The sequence below is a fragment of the Saccharopolyspora sp. NPDC045941 genome (assembly GCF_056431445.1).
Window position 1 is genome coordinate 83,656 of record NZ_JBWKKU010000011.1, and the last position, 23,870, is coordinate 107,525.

The following is a 23,870-nucleotide window of genomic DNA, read 5'->3' on the forward strand; positions in this document are numbered from 1 at the left end:
ATGGCGATCATGTTCAGTGAGTTTGAGCGCCAGCTGTCCAAGTGGCTTACGGGGGATGAGCCGCCGCCTGTTAATGAGGATAAGGTGCGGGAGTTGGCGGTGGTGTGGCGGTCGCATGCGGCTCGGTTGCGGCGGTTGCGGGTGGATGCGCGGGCGGCGGTTGAGGGGATTCGGTCGTCGGGTTTTGCGGGGGCGTCGGAGCGGGCGTTTGTGGCGCGGATGGCGCCGTTTGTGGATGGTTCGTCGAATTATCTGGATGCGGCGGCCGATCATTTTGATGCGATGGCTGATGCGTTGGACCAGATCGCGATGGAGGTGGAGTTTCTTAAGCTGGTGGTGTTGATTCAGTTGGCGTTGCTGGCGGTTGAGTTTGAGTTTCTTGTGCAGTGGTTTTGGGTTCCGGGTGTTCAGACGTGGTTTATGTCGCAGGCGTTCATGCACAAGGTGATTGTGGAGAAGGCTGTGACGTGGATGGCGCGGCGGATGGCGAGTGTGCCGCGTGTTCCGGTGCAGATTCTGGGCATGTTGGCGATGAGTTTCGGGCAGCAGCTTGGTGTGGTGTGGCTGGGTCAGCAGATCCAGATCGGGGAGGGCACCCGCGAGGGGCATGACGGGAAGCATTACGAGAGTGCCGCGGTGATCGCTGCGGTGGGGTCGGTGTTGTCGTTCGGGGCGATGGGGGCGTTGCCGAAGCTGAAGGGTGCGATCAAGGATTGGGTGAAGCGTGCGGGCGGCGAGCCGGGCGCGGTGGATGGGTGGTTTCACAACCCGTGGGCGCGGATCGGTGGTGAGGGCCTGCATGAGGGGGCTACCGAGACGGTGGCGGTCGGGATCATGGAGGGCGAGTTCGTGTTCAACCCGGCGGCGTTCACCGCCGGTGGGGCGTCGGCGGTGGCTGAGATCGCTGGGGAGAAAGTGGGGGAAGGTCTCGGCGGGCGGGCGTTGGAACACGAGGCCAACAAACACGTCCCGGGCGACGAGGATGCCGACAGCGGCTACGGCAGCGACGAGGAGGCGGACGCCGACGACGCGAGCAGCGAGTTCAGCAGCGGCAGCAGCGAGTCCGGCGGTGGCAGCGGCGAGTCCGGCTACGGCGGCGAGGACGCGGACGACGCTGGCAGCGAGTCCGGCGGTGGCAGCAGCGATGGTGGGCCGGGGCTGGGGGCGTTCACCGGGGGAACCACCGTCCCACCGGCCATTTCCACCCACTCCACCGGTCAGGGCGACTCCAGTGGTTCTCGTGGGGGCCGGGATGCCCTGTTGCCGGGCAACGGCCAGCACCAGTCCGGCGACGAGCACAGTCCCGCCTCGGTGGGCGAGCCCCGCCACATCAGTGTTCCCGAGGGTTCTGGTGCTGTGTCTGGGGGTGGGGAAACCTCTGGTGGCCGGAGTGTGCCGGGTGAACGGGTCGGTGCCGAGGGCGAGTCGGACACCAAGCCCGTTGTGGATCCGGTAAGTGCTGTTGCGTCGCGGCCGGGGCAGCCGGGTGACCAGGTCCCGGCCACGCCGGGTGATCCGGGACGATCCGAGGCCGTCCGGGAAGAGTCCGGTAGCGGGCAGCAGCGGGTGCCGGAAGGTCATCGGCTGGTCCCGTCGGGGCCGGATGTTCCGCAGTCAGGCGTCACCGGTGATCGCGGCCCTGGCGAGGTTGTTACGCACTCTGCCCGGACCCCCGGGAACGACGGGTTGGGCGGCTTCGCGCAGTCCCAGCCCCACGGGGCAGACTCCGGGCCGGCACCCAACGCCGGCGAGGTTGTCACCCACAATCAGGCCAACACGACCTCCGACCCCGCCGGTCAGTCCACGGGTCAACCCGATGGCGTGCGGGAGCCCGGGTCTGAACCCGCCGGTCAGTCCACGGGTCAGCCCGATGGCGTGCGGGAGCCCGGGTCCGAATCCACCGGTCAGTCCACGGGTCAGCCCGATGGCGCGCGGGAGCCCGGGTCTGAACCCGCCGGTCAGTCCGCGGGTCAGCCCGATGGCGCGCGGGAGCCCGGGTCTGAACCCGCCGGCGTGCCCGGCGGCGAACGCGGCGAAGTGCCTGGTGGCGCGCGGGTCGGTGAGTCGACCGGCGTGCCTGGTGGTGGTCGGGAGTCGGCTGGTGAGTCTGGTGATCGCGGGTTCACCGGTGAGTCTGGTGGTGGCGAACGCGGTGGGTCGACCGGCGTTGGCGAACGCGGTGACGAGCTTGGTGGTCATCGCGGGTTCACCGGTGAGTCTGGTGGTGGCGAACGGGTCGGTGAGCCTGGCGGTGAGCGGGTCGGTGGGTCGACCAGCGTGCCCGGCGGCGAACGCGGGGTTGAGCCCAGCGGCGAACGGGTCGGTGAGTCTGGCGGTAATCGCGAGTCGACCAGCACGCCTGGCGGCGAACGGGTCGGTGGGTCGGCCAGCACGCCTGGCGGTGGTCGGGAGTCGGCCGGTGAGTCCGGTGGTGGCGAGTCGACGTCGGCGCGGATTCCTTCTGGTGTCCCGGCCGCCAATGACACCGGCGCGCCGGTGTCGGGGGACGTTGATGGTCCGGTCGTTTCCCATGCCGCGGTCGGCTCCGATGGTGATCGCGACGGCGTGACCCCGGCACCGATCCAGGCCCCGGCCGCCAGTACCGGGTCGGGTTCTGGTTCGGGGACGGGGCAGGGGTCTGGCCAGGCGCCGGCGACCGCTCCGGTTTCGCAGGTTCCTGCGGCGGCTAGCTCGGGTATCCCCGCGGCCGCCACGACGGGTACTACCGGGGGCACTTCAGCGGCGGCCCCCTCGGGTTCTGCGCCGGTGGGGCCGGGTGCGGGTACGTCTGGTGGGACGTCCGCCGGGTCGGCTGGGACCGCTGGCGGGTCGGGCACGTCTGGTGGGCCGGGGTCGGGGTCGTCGAGCCGCGGTGTGCCGTCGCTGAGGGCTGGGACGGTGGGTCCGGGGATGCCGGGCCGGGTCGGTGATGGTTCGGGTTCTGGTGGGGTGCGGGAGGTGACGGCGGCCGCGGGTGTCGGCGATGGTGCTGACTCGTCGCGGGTGGTGGAGTCGTCGTCGCGGGTGGAGAAGATTGGTGGTGGTCGCGGGTCGGGGCCGGGTGTGGGGTCCGGGTCGGGTTCGAAGCCGGGGTCGCGGCGTGAGTTGTTGGCGATGCTGGTTGCTGCTGATCCGGATTTGCGGGCGTATGCGGGGTTGTTGGGGGATCCGGAGGCGTTGCCGGCGAAGTTGCGGGCGTATGCGGGTAAGCCGAAGAAGGATCTGCGGTTGGCCGGCGCCGGGGTCACGTCGTTCGTGTGGTTGAACACGATCCTGCAGGGCCGGGTTGATCAGTTGGCGTTGACGGGTAGGTACGGGCCGGAAACGTTGCTGGGTTTGTATGAGTTGCTGCTTCGTCAGCCTCGGCGGGATGGCGGGGCGCCCAAGATCGCGTTGTTGGTGGCCGAACTGCTGGATGTGCGGCCTGATCCGGGTTCGTGGAACCCGCGGGACTGGTTTGGTCGCTGGGGTGGGAAGGATCTGCCGGCGACCCGCGGCGAGAAGACCGCGCCAGAGAACCTCGGCGAGAAAACCGCGGCGGAGAAGCTTGCGGAGAAAGAGGAGAAGACCGCGGCGGAGACCCGCGGCGAGAAGACCGCGGCGGAGACCGTCGAGGAGAAAACCGCGGCGGAGGTCGTTGACGAGAAGACCCGTTCGGACGATCCCGATGACCTGTACTCCGACGAGCGGGCCCTGCTCGCCGAGGAGTCCGATGCGGCTTCGATCGTCTCGGCCGTCTCCGATGGGTCCGACCGGACCGATACGACCTCCCTCGCCGAAGTCGACGACACGGGCGGGGTACGGGAGATCCGGGAGATTCCCCTCGAATTCGCCGATCCCATGCTCAGCATGGACGGTTCCGTCAACGCCTTGTGGTCCGGGGGCGCCGACCCGCAGGTCGAAACCTTCATCAAGACGTTGGGTACGGCGGTGGCGGATACGCCGACGGTGGAGTCGCATTCGGACGACAAGAAAGCGCGGCTGGCGGGATACCTGGAACGGCAGCGCATCCTCGACATGGACGCCGTCGGCCGGCTCGGCGAGGATGTTCGTGGCCTGGTGGACCGAATCCTGCTCGCCGAGGTGCACAGCGCCGGACTCGACACCCGTACCCGGTGGGTCGCGGACGGACTCCGCGCGCGGGCAGAGCAGAACAATCTCCCCGGTGGCGCGCCGCCGGAGGCAGGCGTTGGGCCGTCGCTGGCGGAGGAAGACCAAGCACTGTTCGACGCGATCACGGCATCCTGGCCGTCCTCCGACGTGGCGCGGAATTACACGTTGGCTGGATTCCGCGACATGTTCGCCGGGTTCGACAATGCGCTGGTCTTCCAGGCAAAGGCGTTGGGACCGGGACGCAACGATCGGGCCGGCGGGCCAGGCATGCCCAATTACCCGCTCGCTTATCTGGGTGACGGCCTGGTGGCGATGAGACGGGTCGGACAGTTGCTGTACGGGTCAAACGTCGACGGTGTGCGGGCGCTGGTGTTCGCGCCGGACACGCGCAAGGGGTTCGTCCTGGTGCGGCGTGGCAACGACGTCCATATTTTCGGCATGCACGACGGCCAGGCGGCGCGACCTGGCGATCTGGATGGTGCGGGGCGGCTGTTCGGGGTGGCCTACCTGCTTGACGGCGGGCTGCTCTTCGGCCGTCGGGCCGTATTGACGGACCAGCAGGTTTCCCAGCTCGCCGAGGAGTACGCGAATATACCGCCGACCGAAGACGCAGACCTGCTGTCGGCATTGAGCCTGACGATGATGGAGGATGTGCAGGCGGCCGTCCGGGACCTGCCAGCTGACGATCCGGCCAAGCGATGGACGCTGAAGCCCACTCTGGTCGGCCGGGGGCCGGGTGCTTTCTCCCAGGTCCGAGACCTGCTCAGGCTGCGAGGTGAGGGTGCGACCGCGGTGCTGGTAGACACTGCCGGGCACCAGGCTCTTATCATGCAGCGCGTGGGTGACAGCGACGTACGCGTCAAGCGGCACCACAACGGCATGTCGTACGACATGACCGGCAGCGATGCTCGCATTGGCGCCGACAAGCTTGTCCACGCCATCGCGATGGACGCGGACGGTTCGGCGCTCATTGGCGATCAGGCTGTCGCCACGGTGAGTGAGGATCGGGCGGCGAGGTTCGAGGAGCTGCGGAGCGCGCTGCCGAAGCCTGCCCATTTTGGCCTGTTCGGGTACGGCGACGCTCGCCGGTTCGTGAAGTCCGGCGCGGCCGAACTCGCTTTGGTGCGGGAGGACGAGATCCGCCAGGCGCGCATCGCGCGGATCGGCAAGAAGCGAGCAGAGCCTGGCGATGAGCCGCCTCAGCTTGGCCAGAGCATGTGGACCGCGCCGGTCGTCATGGGCGGGACGTTGAACGGCGTCATCGAGGCGGTGCGTGCGGACGAAGGCGGCGCCGCGACCGCGATCGTGCTGGACGGCGAATCGCGTGACGCCTACGTCGTGGCGCGCCAACCGGGCGGTGCGGCCGGCGATGCCAATAACGTGGCGGTGTTGCATGCCGACGGAGACCCGGTCGATCCCGCCATGCTGGGTGATCTGAGCAGGATCTTGGTGGTCGGCAAGCGGTCTGACGGATCGGTCTTCCCGCCAGACTTGTTCACCGAACCCGGCAGCAGGCAAGCCGCACCGGAGCAGGCGGCGAAACCCGCCGCGTCGCCCGCTCGGCGGCGTTTCGACGAGGAGCTCCTGCGACAGGCACGCTCGGGCCTGACCTGGGACACCTGGCTGCAGGTGCGGCAAGCGGTGCGGCAAGCGGTCGACGGGCCCAGCGCGCTCGAGCAGGGCATCTCGGCCAGCAACCTCACGTTCGTCGCGGCCAACGAGGTGCGCAAGGATCCGGCGCGGACACCGTCTGAGGTGGTCCAGCGGTGGGTCGGCGACCTGGGAATCGGCCGGCAGGAGCGCGACGGGGCCGCGTCCGGGGCGAAGTCGAGGGCGATGCCGTCGCGGGCGTGGACCCCGCAGCGGGTCGTCAGCGTGGGCAAGGCCGCTGCGATGCCGGTGCGCGCCCTGCGCCAGATCTCGGGCCCGCTGGCGCAGGATCTGATGCAGCTGGCGCAGGCGATCGTCGACAGCGTCCACCATTTCACCGGGCCGTACAGGAGGCCCGATGTCGCCCGCAATGGCCTGGACCTGCCACCAGAGCTCCGCTCGGTGAAGCTGGATGAGCAGCTCAAGAACAAGCCGCCGAACCTGCACCTGAAAGCCCCGCTGGTCCAGCTTGCTGCTCAACAGCTCATCGAGCTCGGCATCGACGCGGCCAGCATCCTGGAAATCCGCAACAGCTCGCAGGCGATCGGACGTGAGCTCGGTACCGCGCGGCCGACGGCCGAGCGGTTGTCATGGCCGGACACGAACCGGGGCCGGCTGTACGAGGTGAGCGAACAGGAACTGCGTCGAGCATTGGATCGGGTGCAGATGCCACCCGACCGCTTGGTTCCCGGCGCGTTTCTGGCCGAGGTGCTGAGCGAGGCAAGGCAGCTGCCATCGGACGAGACCTCCACCACTGGACGGGAAGCGCCCCCCAGCGCGGCGCAGGCCGCGCCACCGGCCGTGACTCCTGCCGCGCGATACCCCGGGCAGTCCGGAGAGGAGGCCATCGAAGGCGCCCTGGGACGACTGCGGGAGAGGTGGCACAGCGCCCGTTCGACGCCTGTCCCGCCGCCGGTATCGTCACCGCCATTCGCGCCATCCCTTTTCCCCAGCGATGGTGCGGGACTCAGCATCAGCGATGCTCTGGAGGAAATCGAAGCCCTCGACATTCCTGCATCCTTCGGGATGCCTGGGGCGGAGGCGGCGGGGCCGGTGCGCCGGATACCGCGGGTGCAGCCGGACGACGACGTTTACGAGGCGGCTCTCGGCATCCTGGACGAGGTGAGCGACCCCAACGAGCGAGACCCGGAAAGTCACCGGTTGGCGTTGGACGCCATCGCATGGCGGCTGAAGAACGAGCCCGACGAGTCCGTCGTACTTGACGATGCGATGGACATCATCGAAGCCCTTGACCCGAGCGAACCTCCCGCCGTGACAGGTGGAAGCGGGACGCTGCGTTCGATCCAGGACATCCTCGAGGCTGCCGACGAGCTGGAGGTCGACAGCAGCATCGCGCAGGCCGCGCGGGGGCTGTTCGAGGAGATCGACCTGCGTGATCCCGACGATCCCGATCCCGACATCGTCGACGAAGCCGAGTCCGCCATCACCCTCATCGCTGCCGAAGCGGAGCTGGGCAAGGATTCTGAGGCTCTGGTCCGGTATGCCGAAGGGCTTAGCCGCATCATGGGCTCGGTCCACCCGGAATGGGTTCTTCGCCAGAAGTATCCGGATCTTTTCCAGGACGACGGCCCGCCGGTCGCGACGACGGAACCTGACCCGGATGTCGCGGCTGCGCAGGTTTCGGATCACCCGGCGGTGGAGGTCGACGATCCCGGCTCCCCCAGGCCGTCCGGTGAGCAGGCGGGCGCAGAGCCGCAGGGGCCGCTGGCGAAGCGGCCCCGGCTTGAATCGCCGCCCGCGGCAGGCCGCGAGAGCCTGCAACCAGAATCCCCCGGGAGCGGGTCTGAGCGACCGTCGCGGGTGCGCCGGATACCGCAGGCGACCGCGGACGATGCCGAGGTACCGGCAGCTCTCGACATCCTGCGCGACGTAAGCGATTTCGAGCGGCTGAAGCGGGACGCTCTGCGGTATCCCGAGGCGCTCAGCGCTGTCGTGTGGCTACTGCGAAATGAGGGCGACAGGGTCCAGGTCGCGCAGGACGCCGAATCGGTCGTCGCCGGCATGGGCATGAGCCGTGACGGGAGCCGTCTGGACACCATGCGCACGAGTTCGGGCGCGGTGGTGCAGACCGTCGAGGACATGACCACGCTGGCAGAGTCGATGGAGTTCGACGCGGCGGCCATGCAGGAGGCGCGACGGATCTTTGACGAGGTCGACATCCGTGGTGTCGGCGACGGCGCTGCCTACCACGACCTCAGCAGCTATGACGCGAAGTCTCGGGCCGCCATCGCTTTGATCGCCGAGAGCGTCGAGATGCGGCACGCCAACGCGGTGCTCCTGAGCCAGATCTCGGGGACGTTGCGTCCGGAATCGGCTCTCGAGCACCGGTTCCGTCCTGGGCTCCGCGGCGGTGCCACCACGCCAGAGAACGCGCCGGGCCGGGCCAATGTCCGGCAGACGGTGGACGACGTGTTGGCCGAGCTTCGGGAGGCCATCGACACCGAGTTGGAGGCAGCGGAAGTCGCGCTGAGCGAGCTACCCGGTCGGGATGACCTGGTAGTGGAGGCGATGGGGGTGCTGGCCGAGTCGGCCCCGTTGTTGAGCCCCGCGCAGCGGGAGTGGTTGGCTCCGCTGGTTGCTGCGGACCGGATGGACCCAGCGACCGGCGACGAGACGACAGAGCGGGTGAGGGCCTGGTTCGGTCCGGAGTCGGACCTGCGGGTGGACGAAGTCTTGGCCGAGCTTCGGGAAGCCATCGACACCGAGTTGGAGGCAGCGGAAGTCGCGCTGAGCGAGCTACCCGGTCGGGATGACCTGGTAGCGGAGGCGATGGGGGTGCTGGCCGAGTCGGCCCCGTTGTTGAGCCCCGCGCAGCGGGAGTGGTTGGCTCCGCTGGTTGCTGCGGACCGGATGGACCCAGCGACCGGCGACGAGACGATAAGGCAGGCGAGGGCCTGGTTCGGCGCGGAGTCTGACCTGCGGGCGGCATGGCCGGAGGAGCGGCTGAAGGCGGAGGCCGCGATCCAGCAGCCCCCGAGCGAGGAAGCGTTGCGTAGCGCGGACAAGCTGATCGCCGCGGCGTTCGACGCGGGTGAGATCAGTGATGCCGACAAGCGTGACGACGAGCTGGCCGGGGCTATCAGGACGATGATCGCCACCGCGACGAGCAGCGGGGGTTGGGCTGCCGGGTTGCAGGTGGCGGACGAGATCGCCGCGGACCGCGGCAGCATGGCGCTTGAGTGGACGCAGGACCGCCTCGATGTCGAGGGGTACGTGGCGTCGATGGCGCTGGAAAAACTGGGCGACCCCGAGTACGTGTCGCGGCTGCGGGAGCCGGCGCTGGATCTGGCGTTGTCGTCGATCAATCCGTTGCCGAGGATCAGTGGTTTCCAGCAGCTCAGCCGTTCACCGGTGGAGGCGGCTCGCGACGTTCTCGCGTGGCGGATGCACCAGGCGGGCGGGCCCGGTGTGGCCAGTCTCGGCGAGGGCGAGGCTTTGGCCGCCCAGATCGGTAGCGTGCCGGCTCTGCGCTGGGAGCCGCGGCATGTCGTGCTGGCGGCGGCCGGCTTGCGCGCCGATCCCGCCCCCGCATTCGCGGCCGTCGTCACGAACAGCAGTTACCTGCGCACCCAGGTGCATGGCTACAACGTGTTTGACATCGCGCAGGTGACTGCGGCGATCAGGGCAAGCAGCGGGAACACCATCGAAGAAGCTGTGGTTGCCACAGCGTTGGTGCGGCGGCTCGGCATCGAGCCGCTGAGTCCGGGCATGGTCGACGCTCTTCGCGCCGAAGCTGGCGCGTCGCCGGGGCAGGTCATGCCCGGCTCGGTGGTCATGTACTTCAGCAGCGTCGAACTCGCCCGCAACGGTTACGCCCCCGAACAGATCGCCTGGCTGGTCAATCACCTCGAACACCAGGCCGAGGGTCGTCTCAGCCTGGACCAAATCGCCGGCTACCTGGCCGTGGAAACGAGAACGGATCCGTGGTCGGGCAAGAAATTCGATGCGTTCCGCGAGCAGCGCCTCCTCCGTGACGCGGTCGATCCGGCCGTGCGGGAGGCAGCGAATCAGCACAGCCCGGCGCTGCTGGCCCGCCGCCGATATTCGCAGGACGACGTGGCCACGGCGCTGCAGAACGCCATTGACGCCAGCGCCGATGTAGTCGAACCGGAAGCGTTGTCCAGGCACGTCGCCCGCGCGCTCGGCACGGAGAAATGGACCTGGGAGAAGTTCGAGCAGGTGCGCGCCGCAGCGCCGGCAGAGGCCGATCTCGATCCTGAGCTGCGCGGGATCGTCGAGTGGCATGTCGGAACCGCCGCACTGTTCGGTGCCAAGTTCGGGTTCACCGATGTCGCCGCTGTCGTGCAGGCGGTCTGGGAGCAGGAAGGCCGCGAGGTGCCCGTCGGGCGCATCGCGGAGAACATCTCCCGGGAGCTCCGGTTGGGCGGGGGGAACCGGCCGCAGTTCGACGAGGTCCTGGCGGAGGCGCCGTCGCTGGCTTCGGTCAGCTCGGACACCGACGCCGAGGTGTTGCGAGCCGTCGATATGCAGCTGCTCCACGAGGACAGCATCAACCTCGACGACATGGAACGGGTCGTTGAGCAGGTCCAGCTCAGGAGCGGGCCGGACACTAGCTTCGCGCGGCTGATGGCGCTGGTGATGGGCGTCGAAGCGTGGACACGCGCACGCTTCGCCCGCGAGCTCGCGCACGCGCCAGAGCTTGTCGACATTCCGCAGGACTTCCGGCCGTCGATCGCCGCGGAAGATCGGGAGTGGCTGCTTGAACAGGGCCTCGACCCGGACCACGTGATCCGGGTGGCCGACCGCATCGTCGAGATGAGCGACAACAACGTCAGCTCGTGGTTTGTGGTGGACAACATCATCCGGTCCTTCAAGACCGCTGCGCCCGAGCCATCCTCATCCGCTGACGGTGAGCCTGGCCCGAATCGGCGTCTGTTCACCCGCCAGGTGCTCAGCGACGAAATCCACGCCAGCGGCGAGAGGCCTGCAGTCGAGGTCCGCACCATGACTGCGGTGGAGGCCTTGTTCGACCCGTACCTGCTCGAACTGCACGAGCTGGATCCGGAGGCGGTGGCCTCTGTCGTGGAGACGGAGGCGGCGGCCAACGACATGTCCGTGGTGCAGGCCGCCAGGTGGATCGCCAACGACAGCGGTCTCGTCCGTAGCTTCACCCCGTTGCATCGCCGGCAAGTCACCGGCGCCCGGGTGGAGGAGGTCAAGGCGGAGGCCGACCGGTCCGCCGACCTGTTCGCGGAGATCGACGGTGACCTGCGAGAAATCGACCCCGCGTCGCTCGACAGGGCCGAAGACACAGCGGAAGCCAGCGCGCGTGCGACTCGGACGGCCTGGGACCAGGCTCAGCAGCGGCTGACCGACGCGGCGGCCAACCTGGACGTTGAGCGGGGCCGGCACGCTGACCTGCTTCGTGAGATCGATCAGACCCCTGCGGGCACTCTGCCGCCACGACAGGACTCGGACGAGCGTCTTGCCCGGTCCGCGGCGGCGGTGGAGCGGGCGGAGCGACTCGTGCGGGAAGCCTCGGACGTTGTGTCCGCCACTCACCTCTCGTGGCAGGCGACCGACGCCGGGCTTGCACAGCTGCGAGAAGCCCGTGCCGAGCTCATCGACCGGATCGAGACCGTCCGCGGCAAGGCCGAGCGCCTGGTGGACGGGGTCCACGCCAGGTCCCAGGAGGCGAGCCGCGTCGAAGCCGACGCGCGCGAGGCCGCGCAGACCTACCGTGCCAAGATCGCCGAAGCCGCGCAGGCTATCGAGAAGCTCACCTCCCCTGGTCTCGACGGGGAGCAGCGACGGGAAGCCGAGTCGCTGCTCTCGCGGGACCTCGACGATATGACCGAGCGGGACAACCGGATCGCCGCAGCGGCTGACCAGTCGGAGCTCCTGCACGGCGAGGCCGAGGCCCTCGGCTCGGAGTTGCGCGAGCAGTACGAGACGCTGAACGCGGCCATCGAGAAGTACCAGACCGTTGCCGACGCCACCGCTGCGATGGTCGAGCAGGCAGCCGAGCTCCAGTTGCTCGCCATGAGTTCAACGCTGACCATCGAGAGCCTCAAGGGCGTCTCGTCGCTGGTCGACGCGGTGGCCGAGCACAGCGGAGAGGGCCGTGCGGCCATCGAGTCGCAGATCCGCGAGATGAGCCTGGTCGAGCTCGCCGAGGCATTCACCAACCGGGAGCTGCCGATCCAGACCGCCGCGGGTGACCGGATCCTGGTCCCGGTGCAGGTCGAGCTGCACCGGCCGCCGGGTAGTGCCGTGCCGTCCAAGCTGGCACCCGTCACGGTCAAGTCGAGCGGCACGGAGGACCGTGACTTCGACACTCAGGAGGCATCGGCCAGGGCGGTCTTGCGGATCCCGCTGGGGACGATCGAGCCGATCTCTAACTCCGACGCGTACGTCCGTCCCCTGGTGTGGGTCGGACCGGCGGTGGACTCGCGCCATGATCTCGACTACACCGAAATCAACCTGGTCATGGAGGGTGACGGCGGCCGCCCGGCCATCCCGGCAACGATGACCGTCCGGGTCGGGTCCGGCGCCGAGGGGCGGCGACCCGCGGTGGCGATCCTGGATGCGGGCCTGCGCGTGGCGAGCATTACGCCGGTCAAAGCAGCCGAGGATGAGGACACCGCCGAGCTGACGCCGGAGGTCGTTGACCGCCTCGCCGGGAACGGCATTCGGCTACCGAAGGGGATCACCGAGGCGATCACCGCCGGGGCGCGGGTTCGCCTTGTCGGCTCGACCCCGGCGGGTCGGGGCGAGGAGCACAAGATCGAGTTCAACGCGTCTCAGCTCGAAGGCGTCGAGCTCGCCGCCGGTGGCGGCTTGGCCGCCGGCGAGATGCTGGGGCTCGTGACCGGGCTAATGGGCGGGCTCAACGTGGAAGGCGGGTTCGGTACCCACAACGGCCCCTTCTCGATGATCTACCTGGAGAACAAGGTTAAGGCGCTCTACGACCGGCTGGTCTACGAGGTGGGTGGCCACCGGGTAGCGATGCCGGCGCACGTGGCCATCCGTGCCGGCTTGCCTGTTCCCCGCCATTTGACGCAGTCGAAGGACATCGAGGTGCCGCCCGAGCGCCGTGCCCCCGCCTTCCTGGTGGCGCCGGAAGAAGTGAAGGAGGTGCCCGAGCCGAAGGTCCGCGAGTTCGCCGAGATGGTCTCCGAGAGATTTGCACTTGGCCCACAGGGCAAGGCCGCCTTGTGGGAAGCCCTTGGCGGGCACCCCGACGCCGGCCGGGGCGAGCTTGCCGCGGCGAAGGCCACCGAGGCGATGCGCAGTGCGACGGCCGGTGAGTTCGCGTTCAGCTGGGTGGAGGCCGACGGCAGGGCACACCGGGTCGCGGTGCGCATCGAGGCGGAGGTGCCCAACAGTTTCCAGCCGTCGTCCGAGCGCTCGAGGACCAAGGAGGACAACCGCCTGAACCTGCGTGCCCGCGTGAGTTCTGCCAACCGGTTCTTGCGGTTCGTCTTCGGGCTCTTCTCGTTCCTGAGGGGCAAGCCGAGCTCCTGGAACATGCCGAGCATGGGCGTCAGCGCCGGTTTCAACGTGCGGCGCACCAACATGCAGGGCTGGGCGACGGAGAACGCACGTGGGTACACCGCGGAGAACCTCGTCGAGGCCTACGCGAACGCGCGGGTCGCGGGCGTACACACCTCCTGGCAGCTGCCGAACTTGGCGCAGAGTTTGCTGGCCGGTGGCACGATGATCGGCTCGGACGTGCGTGGTCGCCGGGCCGCGCCGACGGCCGCTGACGCGCAGCTGGCGGGCCTCACGCCCGGTGACTCGCTGTATCCACATGAGACGGAGCGTGCGGAGCCCGGCGATGCGTCCGGTTCCCCGGGCTCGCGGTCGTTGTCCAGGCCGAAGGCGTTCCGGAAGGTGCTGCGCAAGGACGAGTCCGGCAATAAGCTTCCGCCCGAGCCGCAAGCCGTGCCGTCGCCGCGGCAGGGAGTATTCAGCGAGCGCATCGAAAACGCGGTCCTGCTGGCGGTGCCGGAGAGCAAGCTCGCCTGGGCGGCCAAGCCGTTGCCCGCCAGTGAGGTCGAGGAGCGGACGTATCTCGGGTCGCTGCCGGACGGTGTCACCTTCCGCAGGCTCGAACCCAAGAAGGTGGGGAACTTCGCGTACCCGCAGACGGTGCGGGTCAGCCCCGCCGACCGGGCTGCCGCGGAGCTGTCGGGTGCTCGTTCGCTGGTTCCCGCCGACGGTGGACGGCCGGATGCGCCCCAGCACAAGCCGCCACGGCTGTTCAAGACGTGGTCGAGCCCCGAGGGGCTGAAGGCCTTCACCGAGGTCTTGCCCGACGGGACGACGACGGAGTACCGGTACGAGGCACCTCCGCACAAGGGATCCGGCGACGCGGTTGGCCGACTGGTCGACACGTTCGATAGCTACGGCGCTCATCGAGTGGACGCCGACCTCGCGCTCAGTGGCCGGAAGCAGGAGGTGCCCGAGCTGGCGACCGGCGGCCTGTGGTCGCGGCTGCTCACCAAGAAAGTCCACACCAGCGAGTTCGGCAACTACCGGCTGCTGAGCGCGCAGAGCGCCAAGGACTCCCCCGAGTTGTACCGCTATGCCAGCCAGTTGCCGCTGATGGTCAGGTCGCGTTCTCGGGGATACCAACTGGGCGTGCGGATCCTGCTGTCGCTGATCAGCGTTATGCCCGGCAGCGCTGGGCGGGTGCTGGGCAACCTGCTGGGGCTGTACAACCTGAACCTCGGAAAGACCGTGCTGAAGGCTCCGGGCCCGTTGCAGGTGCTCCCGTACTCCGGTCCCACGGCGGTCTTCGTCGTCGACCGGAAGACGACCTACGAGACGTCCAGCCGCGCGGTCAACTGGTTGATCAACAGCCGGCTGCCAGGGGGTCCGGCGGTCTCGGTGGTGCCCAACGCCGCGGTGATAGTGATGCCGCTGGAGGACGCCATCAGCTTGTACGAGGCGGACGGCGAGGAGGTGCCGCCCGAGCTGCTCAAGGAGCTGGAGAAGCACCGGCAGGAGCAGGCGGATGCCCAGGAGACGGCGGAAGCGGAGCTCGAGCCTCATCGGGCTCGGATCAAGGAGTGGATTGACGCCGGTGTGACGGTCGCGACGATCGTGCAGCGGCTGCGTGATGATCACGACCTGTCGGTGTCGGAGTCGTCGGTTCGTCGTTGGATCGAGGCGTCCCCGGTACAGACCCTGCTGCCGGAGAACCCGGAAGACTACCGTTCGCACAACGGGACGGTGGTGGAGTCGTCCGAAGTACACGGGCGGCAGCCCCTTGCCGAGGCCGAGCGGGCCCTCGATTTCCTGCAGGTGACCGATGCCGAGTTCCGCGACAAGATCCTGCAGCCGATCGAGGAAGTGCTGGCTGAACCGGACGGGCATGTCACGTTGAGCGACGCCCTGGCCGGCAGGACGACGGAGCAGGGCGCGGTGCTGTCGATCGTCAATCCGGCGAGCAAGGGCTGGCGGCGGCTGTTCGGGTTCCACGAAGTGGTCAACGTGCGGATCTCCGCGGAAAGGTCGGACCACGAGGACGAGACGCCGGTGCGGCGTTCCCCGGTGATGCCGACGTCGATGGCCTCCCTCGCCTTCTCGATCGTGCTCACGTCGCTGACCAAGGCGAGGACCCTGGTGTTCGGCGGCGGTCCCCAGGTCGGCGGCGCGCACGCCGAACCGCGTCCAGGCGGGGGGACGGACACGTTCGGCGGGGCCAGCACCGGACTCGTGGCGGTTCGCGAGAAGACGAAGGTGACCATCCTGGACGGCAGCAACAAGGAGGAGCGCGGCGTCAGCACCTCGCAAAGCCTCGTCGCCCGCACCGACGTGAAGGTGAAGTACACGCTGGAGTTCTCGCGGCACGAAAAGCCCAGCTTCTTGCTCAAGGCGGTCACGCTGGGTCATGTGGTTGACAAGGACGTGCTGCCGCTGCGGGACGGTCGGCCGCAGGGTCCGGTGAAGCTGCGGAAGAAGTCGCCGCCGCCGGAGGGCGGGGGCAGCGCCGCGGTGTCGGTGCCGGCGACCGTGCTCGGGAAGGTGGGGCTGATTTCGCCACAAGCCGGGTTCGCTCCGGCGCTGCAGCGCCCGGCACAAGGGCCCACGGTGACCGTCCACGCCACGCTGCCGGACGGGGCGAGCCCCGTCTTGGCGGTCGGCGACGGCCTCCAAACCATGGCCATCGGCGAGTACACCTCCAAGGCGTTCGAGTCGGTGTTGAAGGCTCAGCTGGGAAATGCTCCGCTGCCGCCGGGCGCGGTCACGGCAACGGACCTGGAGAACGCGGCGGCCAAGGAGTCGCGCTACACCGAGGAAGGCAGTGCCGGCCGGCTCGTGCTGGACATGCTCTCGCGCGGCAGCACGGTACGCGGCGGTATGCACGCCATGGCTCACAGCAAGGACCGCTACGGGGCCGAGAAGGTTGTGGTGCGACGGGGTTTCCGCAAGAGCCGGATGAACGTCAGTGCCCACGCCAAGCCCATTCCTGCCGAGTTCACGCTGCTGAAGAAGGTGCCGCCGGAGGCGGGCGCGACGCTGGCCACGATCGACCAGTTCAGCAAACGGTTCGGCGAGTCCGAGGCCACGGCGGTGGGCGCGGCGGCGGGGTTGCGCGGCGAGGGAATGGGCGTCCGTGCGGAGGGTGAGGGTGGCATCAACCCGAATGCCCGGGTAATCCCGGAGGGCAACGTGCTCGCCGAGCACGACACGCATTTCGTGTCTGATCGGGGGGCGACGAACTGGGCGAAGAACAACGTCTACAACGACGATAAGTACATATTCCGCGGTAGCTGGCAGTACTTCCTGTCGGTGAAGACCCGCCTCCAGCGCAGTGTGACGCAGGTGGACGCGCACGACGACAGCATCGTCATGGTGACCGGTGATCTCGCACTGCGCCTCGGCATGACCGACCTGGGCCAGCTGTGGCAGGAATCCGTCGCGGTGCCCAGGGGGGTCGTAGTCGGCAGCACTCCCGGGCGAACCGGAGCGTTCATGCATGGCGAGGGCCAGCCGTACGAGCCGGCGCGGCCCGCGTTGCCTCAGGACGACCTGACCAGGGGCCGCAACCTGGACATCGGGCCCGGTGTGACCATGAACCAGGTGGTCGGCTATCTCGCCGGCCTGCCGGCGGCCCTGCGGCCTGCCACGTACACCTTCGCCCAGGACGCCGGCTTCACCGAGCAGCGACTGCGCGATGCGCTGACCAACGCCATCCAGCTCAACTGGCGCGGGCAGCAGGTGCGCAACCTGCTCGACGCGATCTACCCCGGCGACGAGGTCGGCAAACACACGCAGCGGGAACGCGCCGACGCGATCGCCAAGCGCGAGATGAACCTTCGCTCGGAGCAAGCGCGGCACCTCGGCCGCGGCCTGCGCAACGATCTGCGCGACGTCATCGCCTTCGACCTGGTGACCCGGGGCGAGGGCGCGGCGCTCGATCGCGCCAGGAACATCCGCCAGGATCTGGACCTGCCGGCGGCACCCATCCCCAGCACCGGCCGCCCGGACGCCATCGAACCGGCGCCCACCCCGAAGGTAACGGAGGGCGCCGGTGAACGGGAGCTGGAACGCGGCCGGGAGGGTTCGGCGCTGCATGCCTCGCGTGTGCTTCGTTCGCTGGTTGCGGATCGGGTGGGCGTGGAGGAAGACGCTGTTACTGCTGAGCAGGTCGGTGAGTTCGTCAGGTCCCAGCCGGGCCCGGATGAGGTCGGCCCCCTGCTGGACCGGATCCAGACCGCCCGCGACCTGCTCAGCGAGGTCAGCGACGTCGACCAGTTGGAGAGCCGACGGAGGCATTACGTCGCCGCTATCGGCGAGATCAGCACGCTGCTGGGCAACCGCGAGCTGAACCGCGATGCCGTCCTCGAGATCGCCACGAGGATCGCGCGTGGGCTGGGGGCACTCCGGGCTGAGTCGAGGACCGCGTCTGATCAGCCGTTTGCCGTTGACCGCGGCGCTGGTCGGGAGAAGTTGACGAGTGAAGCCCAGATCTTTGATGCGGCGAGGAATCTGAGGCCGCATTACAACGACCTGAAGGCCGCGCAGCGAATCGTCAGCGAAACCAACCTGTTTGACACCCCGGTTAACCCTGATGTGGTCGATCTCGACGGTGAAGTCGGCTGGGGTTTCCCGTTCAACACGGTGTCTCGCCTCGTTGCCGAGCAGCGCGCGAACCTCCCTCGCGGGTGGAATGAGCCTCGTCTGAAGCGGTTCGCCGCTGAACTCGGACGCGTTCTGCGCACCGAGAATCCGGGGTGGGTGGTGCGCAGGGAGCTGGAGAAGCTGAGGGGCGGCGCCGGCCCCGGCGACGCGGCTCATCAGCCCTCCGTCCCCGTGGTGCCCGTGATGGCGGGGTGGAGGGGTGCGGCGTTGGAGGCGCAGCTGGCCCGGGTCAGCTCTGACGAGGCCGAACGGCGGGCGCGGCTCCCCGCGGCCGAGCAGTGGGAGTATGGCAACAGGCTGGTTGCCGCGAACCGTCTGATCACCGCGAAGAATTTCGGGTATATCAGCCCGGCGGCGGCGGCTTTCCGCGAGGAGTACCCCGGGGACTGGGGCAATCTTGTGGAGATTGCCAAGCGAGCGTACGCGGGCTCGCAGTCGGCGCTGGCGTTGTTGAGGGGGACGCCTGAGCTGGCTGGGCTGGTGCATGAGGGCTCGTCACGGGTTCTGTTTCGTGGGTTGGTGCCTGTGTTGGCGCATGTCGTGCGGGAGGGGTATCAGCGGGCGGCGAACGAGTCGGGTGATCAGGGTGGGCAGGAGCGTGTTCTTGCTTGGGATGCGTTGCCGGTCATTACGGTCGCTGGGCTGGAGGATGCGGCGAATCTTCTTGTTCGTGAGACTGATAGCGATCGCTGGGATGTGCTGGACGCGGCTCACCCGCTGACCGAGGGCGGTCGGGAGTGGAACGCTGAGTGGCTGAAACGTGGCCAAGCCGCGGCGAAGAACTTCTGGGCGAAGAGAACGCCGGATGCTGAGACATCGAAGATTTTGAAGAGGCTGCCGTCGGCGAAGCGGGACGCGGTCGAGGTCATCACTGCTCATGTGCTGGCGGGCAACCCGTTGGCTTTGCTGATGCTGGCGAAGACCGGGGCGTTCCGCGACGCCGACTCCTGGGGGCCTGTGCCCGAAAGGTGGTCCACTTCAACAACTGCTGTCGATGTGATGAAGGTCTTCGCGACCTTGGTGTCTGCTGAGCCTGTGGTGTCCGGGCAAGAGGTTTCCCGGGGCGGAGCGGCCGAACAGCGGGATGTGGTGCCGTTGAGCGCCGAGTGGCTGGTTCGTGCGGTGGATCAGCTTCGCACGGCCGAGCGAGACATATCGGTACGGAAATGGCTGGATCGCGCCGAGCAGCTGCGGGCGGCGAAGGAATTGGTGTGGGTCGCGTACGGCGAGTTGAGCGATGACGACCTTGGTGCTCTGAATGCGTTGGATCCGGTGGTTCAGCGTGCGGTCAACAGGCTCGTCGCCGAGGCATTGGCGGGTGTGCCGGAAGCGGTGCAGATCGTGGGGGCTGCGCCGCGGCTTGAAGAACTTGGCTGGGACCCCAATGTGGAGGCCGATGGCGTCGCCGTTGCTTTGTCGGCGCTGGAAGTCGTTGCTCGGAACTCGTCGGACTCGCCGGAAAGCGCGTCCCCGGCGTCGATGGTGTTGCCGGTGCGGTCGCAGGCCGAAGAGGAACCGGGGGAAAGCTCCACCGGTCCTGTCCGCGACCGGGCCACCGTGCCCGACCCGGGCGACGACGTGCTGATGGACGACGTCCCGACGTTCTCTGACGACGACGTCTCCGAGGGCTTCGGGGGCTTCGGGGAAGGCTCCGAGTTTTCCGGCGACTCGGGGGATGTGCCGGGTGATAAGGGCAAGGAGGTTGTCCGGCCGGGGGTCGCTGCGGAGCAGGGTCCGGCTATGGCGGATGTGCGGCGGTTGGAGTTGACGACGCCTGGTGGGTTGGAGTCCCTGGCGGGTGCACTTGAGCGGATCGAGGCGGAGCTGCCGCGGTCGTCGCTGGGGGAGGACGTGGCGAACGACCAGCGCCTTTTCCGCGTGGGGTCGGGGATGGGCCCGGCTTGGAAGTCAGCCGTGGACAGGGGGCTGGTCCCGGCCGCTTTGAGCGAGATGTCGGAGAAGGTTCTCATTCTCAGGACGGTGGCCAAGCATATCGTGGCGAAGACGCCGTTGGCGGTGCAGGCGGTCGGGACATCGGAGCTGGCGGGCCTGGTTAACGACGAGGGTGAGAGCCGGGTTCCGCTGGCGGGGTGGCTGGCGGTGCTGGCGCACGTGGCTGAGGGGTCAGGGAGTGTTGCCGGTGGTGTCGGGACGCCGGATGGGCGGTTGACGTTCGAGCGGTTGGAGGAGGTTGCGGGGGAGTTTGGTGATGCGGCTGAGGTGGAGCGTTGGGCTTTGCCGCCGACGGGCGAAGTACACGACGAGAAGCGGGAAGCTGCGGCGTGGCAGCTGGCCAAAGCCAAGCTTGCGGTGGTTGAGGCGTCCAAGAGGGAGGCGTCGGAGGCATTGGGGCGGCTGCAGTCGCGCGAGCAGGAGGTTGTGAAGACGTTCGTCGCGCATGTGCTGGCGATGAAACCGATGGCGTTGCGGGTGATGGCGAAGACCGAGGCGTTCCGCGCCGCCGAGTCGTGGGGCAACACCGACGGATGGGCCTTCCACCTGGCACTTTTCAAAAAATCCAGGGAGGTTGCCGCAACCTTGCTGGACCTGGTCGCCGGGGCTCTCTTGCAGGGGGCGGTTCCGGGTGGGTCGTCGCAGATGCCGCAGCCGGGATCCGCCGAAGGTCAGAAGGCTGCGGGGCCTTTGCCTGCGGGATTGCGGGAGGTGGTCAGCGCTCTGGACCAGGACGAGCTGCGCCACTTGCAGTCGGCTTTGAAGGCGAGGGGGTCGGTTAGGTCCGAGCTGTGGTCGGCTTCCGAGCGGCGGTCGGCTTTGGCCGAGGCGAAGCGGAAGGTGGCCGGGGCCTATGACCGGCTGAGCCTGGAGGACCGTCGGGTCTGGGGCGGCCTGGACCCGGTGGTTCAGAGCGCGATCATCAGGTTCGTCGCCGAGGCATCGGTGAGTGGCTCGTTGGCGCAGAAGATTGCGCTGCGAACGCAAGAGCTTGGTGGCTTCGCCGCCGCCGGTGACGTCGAGTCGTTGTTGGGGGCTGTTGTTTCGGGGGGTGTGGATTGGGCGTCGCTGGCGGCGGCCGCGGAGGAGCTCGCGCCGGAAAGCGGCGGGCGTAAGCGGCAGCGTGCTGTGGAGCAGGTCGGTCCTCAGGTGGGTTCTCCGGCGAAGCGGCAGCGCGGTGATGAGGGGGGACCGTCACAGGCGCTGGAAGCGGGATCGTCACAGATGCAGGAACAGGTGCTGGATGGCGGGTCCGGGTTGCCGCCGGTGGACGACGCATTGGTTCCGAGGGCACTGCGCGGGCTGTCGCCGGATTGGCTTTCCCCAGCCGAGTACGACGCTGCGGCGCGGGTCCTGGAGATGAATGGCGAAGAGCGCGCCGACGAGGTCGTGAGTCAGTGGGAACTGGCCGGCCAAGAAATGACGGTTTCCGTTCAGGGCCAGGAAGCCGAGTCCAATGCCGCCGACGACGGTAGTGCGGTCACCGGCATTTCGCCGCTCCGTGGCCTTGAAGGCGACAGCGACGGTGGTGACAGGTTGCTGGGTGCTGGGGTTGGTGATTCTGCGTTGCTGGACCGCCAGCCCGAGTCGGTCGGCGGGCCGTTTGGTGCCGGGTCAAGCGACGCGGGCGAGGCGTTCAGCGGCATCAGTGGCGGTGACGCGAGGTCAGGGGATACCGCGGCTGTTTCGGTGGAGTGGACGCCGCGGGGGTTGCTGGATGCGGCGTATGCGCTGGATGAGGTTCGGGCGCGTGACTTTCAGCCCTCCGCCGCGCCAGCACAACTGGACCCGGCGGCACAACGCCCTGGAAACGAACAACCTGAGGCTGACGAGGCGCAGGCTGGTGGTCGGACGTCGGAGTCGCTGCGGGGTAAGGGTTCGCAGACTTGGGAGGATGTGTTAGCCGCCGCGTTCCGGGATAAGCCGAATGTGCTGTTGGAGCCGGAAAAGTGGTTGGACCGGGCTCATGAAGGTGTCAAGGCGGCTGGTTTTGAGTCGCAGGGGTTGGATCGGAAATCGTTCGCGAAGGTTCTGTCTTCTGCGCGGGAGAGTCTTGGTTCGGGTTCTGGCGCGGCGGGGTGGGTCGTGTCCAGGGCTGGGAAGTACATGTTCGTTCCGAATGCTGCGGTATCGAATGCGGTGGCATCGGATGGTGGGGGTTTGGCGGGGGATCGACCGCGTCGGTTGAACTGGAGCGGTGCGCTGGGCGGGCCTGAGCTCAACTTGTTGGCGGGGTTCGTCAAGGCGCCTCGGCGCTTCATTTCGACGGCGGAGTTCGATGCGCTGCGTGGTCGAAAGACGGCAATTCTTTCCACGAAGATTGTCAGTGAGATCAATGGGTTGTTGCTGGCGAATAGTGCGGGTTACATCTTTCCCATCAATGACGGCGAAGAGGTTACGGGGTTCGTATATGCGTCGACTGACGAGGAGGGGGATCGGTTGTTGTCGATGGCCGAGATCCCGGACGTCGGTCGCACATCGTTGCGGCCCGAACGCCGGTGGGATGGGTGGGAGCTGCTGGTGGGTGACCACTGGCGGGCGTGGTTGAGCGACGGTGCGGGGCAGTTGTTGTCGGCCCTGCAAAAGGACCTGCCGCGGCAGGTGGACGAGTCGTCGACGAGGATAGTGGCGGAACTGAACTCGGTCGGCGCCGATGCAGGGGTGGGGGACCTGGTCGCGCTCGATGGCTGGACCCTACGGTTGGGGCTGGAGCAGGCCGGGCATGCGGCGACGCTGACCAAGTTGGATCAACCGAAGCTCGGTAAAACGAACAACTCCGCGCAGCAGCAGGCGCGGAAGAAGTGGGGGATGAAGCCGACGGGGGCGCTCGGCGAACGGCGTGCCGAGGAGAGCAAGCTGCAGTTGGCGTCGTTCAAGCAGGTTCCCCTCGCGTCTGACGCGACGCCGGAGGATAGGTTGCTGGCGTTCTATAAGGCGAATCCGGGCCGCCCCATTCCTGCGCGCATTCTGCGGCAAGTGGCGTGGCCGAAACAGTCGCTAGACAATCCCTTTCACCGGAGAACTTTCGAATTCTTGAACGCTGCGGTCCTGAAAGATTTGGGTGGCGGAAGTTTCGAGGAGTCGAGCGGCTGGATTGTTACCGAGACACGTGGTGACGAGACGGCCTATCTGTATGTGCCCAAGATGCCGGTGGCCGATATCGATAGTCGAACGGGGCACCGGTTCACCGCTGCCGATTGGGGTAAATTATTAGAAGCAGGCTCGTTGAAGATGCTGCATTTCTTCGCGCAGGCGCCGGGGGAGAAGTTCTTCCGTGATGAGCTTCGGAAGAGTATCTGGGATCCGAACTCCAGTGTCAAAGATCATGCTGTTGATGTAAGAATCTCGAAAGTCAACAAGGTGTTGAGGCGGCACGGTGCCGGGATCATTGTTTCGCACACGCCCGGAAAAAACGGTGGCGGTGAGAGTTCGTGGTGGTATACGACGACCGGTGCGGAAGGGGATCGGCTGGTTGCTCCGTCCGCGGTCGAAGGTCTGGTGAATAGGGTGTGGCCGCGCGAGCATTCGCCGCGGGCTGAGGGGTTGTTGATGAAGACGGCTGGCCGGTGGGGGTGGTTGAAGCGCGATGAGTTCGATGTGATGCGTGCGCTGACAGCCCAGCCGGGTACGCGGTTGGAGCTTGATGATTTCGCGGACGCCTCGGCCATGAGGCGGATCAGGGAGCAGTTGAACGCGGTCCTGCAACCCGGTTCGGGTCGGGTTGAGGGTGACCGCTGGTGGGGGACGGTGTTCGTTCCGGGTCAGGGTGGGGTGGAGCTGGAGGAGGCGGGGGATTCGTGGGTGGGGGGTGTGTGGGACAGGGCGCGGGTGCTGTCGGCGGTGTCGGTGCTGGAGGCGCCGGGCAGTGGTGAGGCGTGGAGTGGGATTTGGGGCGAGTTGGGTCCGCCGGGCGGGTTGGACGCCTCTCGGGCTTTGGCGGGTGAGGATGGGGAGGTTTTTGAGGGTGTGGCGCGGGTGGTGTGGCTTCGGGCTAATCGGGGCGAGGCCGCTGAGGT

General features: G+C 67.8%; 1 protein-coding gene (running past one end of the window). It reads left to right on the forward strand.

The window, feature by feature from the left end:
• Window positions 1–23,870: the 5' end (the start) of a scabin-related ADP-ribosyltransferase gene (locus tag AC07FN_RS11545; RefSeq protein ID WP_478395562.1), read on the forward strand. It continues 26,185 nt past the right edge of the window; only the first 23,870 of its 50,055 coding nucleotides appear in the window; its start codon is at window positions 1–3; its stop codon lies off the right edge, out of view.